The 4,413-nt window shown below is 69.1% G+C and carries 3 protein-coding genes; 1 reads left to right on the top strand and 2 read right to left on the bottom strand.

The features are described from left to right. Window positions 1–301: 301 nt before the first annotated feature. The gene (locus ACZ4WS_RS47755; RefSeq protein WP_467990502.1) at window positions 302–2,692 is read right to left on the bottom strand and encodes a tetratricopeptide repeat protein; all 2,391 of its coding nucleotides are present in this window, start codon (window positions 2,690–2,692) and stop codon (window positions 302–304) included. Between the two features lie 86 nt (window positions 2,693–2,778). Further along, a complete protein-coding gene (locus tag ACZ4WS_RS47750) occupies window positions 2,779–3,288 on the bottom strand; it encodes a hypothetical protein (protein ID WP_467990500.1) in 510 nt (169 codons plus the stop codon). A gap of 783 nt (window positions 3,289–4,071) precedes the next feature. Between ACZ4WS_RS47750 and ACZ4WS_RS47745 the strand changes: the two genes are divergently transcribed. Continuing rightward, complete coding sequence (locus ACZ4WS_RS47745; RefSeq protein WP_467990498.1) at window positions 4,072–4,404, top strand: hypothetical protein; 333 nt, start codon at window positions 4,072–4,074, stop codon at window positions 4,402–4,404. The last annotated feature ends 9 nt before the right edge of the window (window positions 4,405–4,413 follow it).

Below are 4,413 nucleotides of genomic sequence, written 5' to 3'. Positions count from 1 at the left end.
GGCCGGTCCGCAGCACTTCTCCCGACCGCTGATGGGACCGTCCCGCAGGACACGACGCTGGAGTCCCGGCTCGCCGCGCTGATCTCCTTCTACCGGCGTATCCCACGAGGCCGCCGGTCCGTACGGCCGGAACGGGGGCGAGGAGATCGGCGGTGTCGTCGTCCTGGGGTGGCTGCACCCGCCAGATCGTACAGAAAAGGGTGCTGCTCAAGTTCTTGAGCACATCGACTTTCTGACACCGATTTATGGGCATGATCCGGCGTCGATCCGGTCGCGATCCCCCGCTTGCCGATCTTGCTCATCAATCGGTCGATAGATCAACAGCAGCGTCCCCTGCCCTGCCTCGCCACCAGGCGAGGTTGTGCCGGGTGGCGAGGGTGCGGGGATCGTTGGGCCCCAGTACACGCAACAGGTCTTCCAGTAGCTCGGCAAAGGCGGTGGCGGCACCGGCCGCGTCCCCGGCCTTTCCTTGCCAGAAGGCGAGGTTGTTCCGGGTGGACAGCGTGCGGGGGTGGTCGGGGCCCAGTACCTGTAGGACGTGTTCCAGTAGCTCGGTGAGGGCGGTGACCGCGCCAGCCGGGTCCCCCGCTTCCCCCCGCCAGCCGGCGAGGCTGTCCCGTGTGGTCAGGGTGTCGGGGTGGTTCGGTCCCAGTACCCGCTCCCGATCAGGCCACAATTCTTCGAAGGCGGTGACCGCGTCGGTCGGATGCCCGGACTTCCCCTTCCACCGGGCAAGGTTGTGCCTGGTGGCCAGCGTGTGAGGGTGGTCGGGGCCCAGTACGCGAAGCATGTCATTGAGCACATCGGTGAGGGCGGTGACTGCGTCAGCCGGGTCCCCCACTTCCCCCGACCACAGGGCGAGGTTGTACCTGGTGGCCAGCGTGTAAGGGTCGTCGGGGCCCAGTACGCGAAGCATGTCTTTCAGCAGATCGGTGAGGCCAGCGACCGCGCAGGCCACGTCCCCCGCCTCCCCCTGCGACTGGGCGTGGTTGAGCTTGGCGATCAGAGTGTCGGGGTGGTCTGAGCCCTGTACTCGCTCCCGATCGGGCAGCAATTCAGCGAAGGCGGTGACCGCGTCGTCGATGCTCCCGGTTCCACCACGCCACAGAGCGAGGTTGTTCCGGGCGGTCAAGGTGTCGCGGTGGTCCGGACCAAGTACCCGCACGTACTCCCGCAGCACTTGTTCGAGTGCGGTGGCGGCGCCAGCCGCGTCCCCTGCCTCGCCCAGCCAATAGGCGAGGTTGTTCCGGGCAGCCAGGGTGTCGGGGTGGGTCGGGCCGAGGCGCTGGCAGGCGGTGTCTGCGAGGCGTTGGCTGTAGCTGACTGCAGCGGTGACCTGGCCGCTCTCGCCGAGACTTTGTCCGGTGCGGAAGAGCACGGCGTGGGCCCTCGGCCGGTACATGGAGTCTTCGGCCTCGCGCGTGAGGGCAGCGACGTTGGTGCGGAGGGTCTGGGCGAGGGAAGAGTCGCGTTCCACTTCGGGCCAGGCTGCGGTCAGGACGTCGGCGGCGGTGTGGGCGAGGATGTCTTGTTGGTCGGGGCTGAGAGTGTCACGGGTAGCGCGTTGGATGAGCTGGTGGACACGGACGGCCTGATGGGGGGTGGCGGGGGTGTGATCGATGAGGCTGAGCCGGTGCAGGGCGCGCAGAGCGTGCACCGCGTCCCGGGGGGAAACCGGTTCTGGCTCCCCGGCGGGGTCCTGACAAGTTCGGTTGCGGTGCTGGGCGAGGTGGGAGAGGGCGGGCTGGCTGGTCAGGACGGTCTGGGGGATGCCGTTGGGGTCGAGCAGGGCTGCAAGGTGGAGCATGGGGCGGGCCAGGCCGGCGGGTCGGAGGGTGTTGGCGCGGTCGATGGACAGGGACCAGGCGGCAGCGAGGGGGAGGGCCTGTTCGTCGGGGAGCTGGTCAGGCGTGGTGTCGGCGAGTGTGGTGGCACGGTCGGCCAGCAGAGACCGGTAGGCGGCCACGTCCTCGCCGGAGTCGATGAGGTAGGCGGCGGCCTGGGAAAGGGCCAAGGGCAGGTGGCCGAGGTCGGAGGCGAGGGCGGTGAGCTGGTCTGCGGGCTCGTGGAGGCCGTGGGCGGCCAGGGACGTGGTGAGGTGGGCGACGGCTTCGGCCTCGGTGAACAGGCCGACCTCGATCCGGCGGCGGCCTTCTCCGGTCAGGGCGGCATCGCGGCGGCGGGTGGTGACCAGTGTCCGGCCGTACCGGCTGGCAGGCGGCCACAGGCCGCGCAGGTCGTCGTGGTCGGCGACGTCGTCCAGGACGATCAGCCACCGGCACGGTCTTGCCCCGGCCTTCGGGGTCAGCCAGGCCAGAAAGGTCCGCGCTGCCTGCTCGGAATCGTCGGGATCGGCCCGGCACAGTTCGACGCTGGCCTGGGCGTATCCGGTCACCACCGCCGAGCGGGTACTCGCGGTGACCCAGACCAATACATCCAGGTTGCCGTCTTGCCAGGCGGTGCGAGCGTAGTCGGCGGCGAGCTGGGTCTTGCCCACCCCGCCCATGCCGGCCAGGACCTGACCCAGCACCGCAGCGCCGCCGCCATCGACCACCGTGCGTAGCCGCTCTGCCTCGGCGCGGTGCTGGAAGGACTGCGCCCGGGACGGGATCACACCGACTTGGTGCGGCCAGGCGGCGGGCTCCCAGGGCGCGGCATGGTAGTTGACCTGGTCGGCTATGCCGATCGCCACGCTGTGGTGGTTGGCGTGGACCGTGACGGTCGTCGGCGTACCGGTGTCTTCGGGGGGCGCTGATGGGCTTGGGGTAGCCGGTCCGTTCAGCCCTGGGACGGATCCGGCGTCTGAGGGTGGCCGATGCTGGCTCCTCCGGAGAGCGTGCCGGCGGCGATCGAATTGCGGTTGGCCTTGATGTTGATGTCCCTGCCCGCGGCAAGGCCGCCAGTCTCAGCGGACGTCCCGCCCACGGCGTGGGCGTGCTCGGCGAGCAGGGAGCGAAGTTCTTCGGCCGCCTTATCCCGCTCACCGTCATCCAGGCTTTCCAACAGCGCGGTGAACCAAGTCTCCCAGGATGCTTCCTGGCGGACTCGTACCCGTTCCGCCTGCTCTGCGCCCGCGGCCTCCAAGGCCGCTGCGGTCTGGTCGAGCCGTTCCAGTTCGGTACTTTCCCGCTGACTGCTTCCGCGGCCGAACCAACGGGCCAGCCGCTGGCGGAACCCCGTCCACACGTCCGTCCCTGCGGCCTGCACTACTGCAGTGCCGCCCGCCGCGGCCAGCGCTGTCATCGCCTCTGGCAGCATCCCCGCCCCTTTCAGAGAAATCAGATCCACCCAGTCAAACGCGCCGGTGGCTCCAATGCATAGAGCCTCCACCGATCCCGGAGCGCTTCACTGGGCCCATGACCCGCGCTCCTGGAGCAGCACCACGACTGAAGGCCTAGGCAGTGCCGACTGCCGGTGGGACTCTGTTGGGAATGCCGCGATGGCCGTCCAGGGCGCGGCGGGGGGATCGATGCCGATCCAACAGCGGGTCGTTGTCCAGAGCGGGGTTGTTCTTGCGGCAGTCGCACTGGTCCTGGCTACCGCGGGATGCGGAAGCCAGGGGCCGCCACCCATCGATACCCCTCCCTCAATCGAGGCGTCCTCTGAAGCCTCGGTTGAGCAGACGGCGACCGGTGGGGACCCCAGCATCTCTCCGGTGTCAAAGCCGCCGACGGACACAGGACCCAACAAGCCTCAGCCGCCGGTCCCCACCGGGTCCGCTACGCCTCCGCCGTCACCGTCGTGCACCCCGCTCCCCACACCGCCCGCGACCTGCTCCTCACCTCCAACTGGGATCTCCTCGGCGCCGTCCGTGCCCGAAGAGCTCTGAAGCGGCCGATGAGCACACCCGACCCGCCGGACAGGCCCGGTCGCTCACCGCGCCGTTCCGCTCGAAGGCACCATCTCCGAGTACGCCGGAGGACAACGCGGCTGACCGACCCCGCTCCTGACCTCCGCATGTCGAGGCGGCCCGCACACCGGCGACGGCGGAATTCTCAGCCGTCACCGCCGGACCAGGACGGCAACCCTACGGAACTTGCCAACTCGGCCCTCGGAGCAGGCTCGTTCATCGTGGCGCTGATGCTGTACGCCGGCTTCGTCCACAGCAACTCCTACTACACCTACTTCCACCTCGAGACCTTCGCCATCGGCATCGACTCGATCGAACTGGCCCTGCGCAGCCTGCGCCTCGTCACCTTCCCCGTCCTCATCACCCTGGCCCTGGCCGCAGTCCTGCCCCGCATGCCCGACCTGCTGCCCACGCTCGGAGTGCCCGGGCACATCATCCGGCGCGCACAGCGAGCCGGACGCGCCGTAGCTAGTAGGGCTTGGTCAGGTTCGTATCGGTGTGGGTATGTCGCGGTGGCAGGTGGGGCAGGCACCGGTCCAGAGGGCGAGGAGTAATTGCAGCTC

Source organism: Streptomyces sp. NPDC029292 (assembly GCF_055569295.1).
This window is presented reverse-complemented; position numbering and strand designations above follow the sequence as displayed.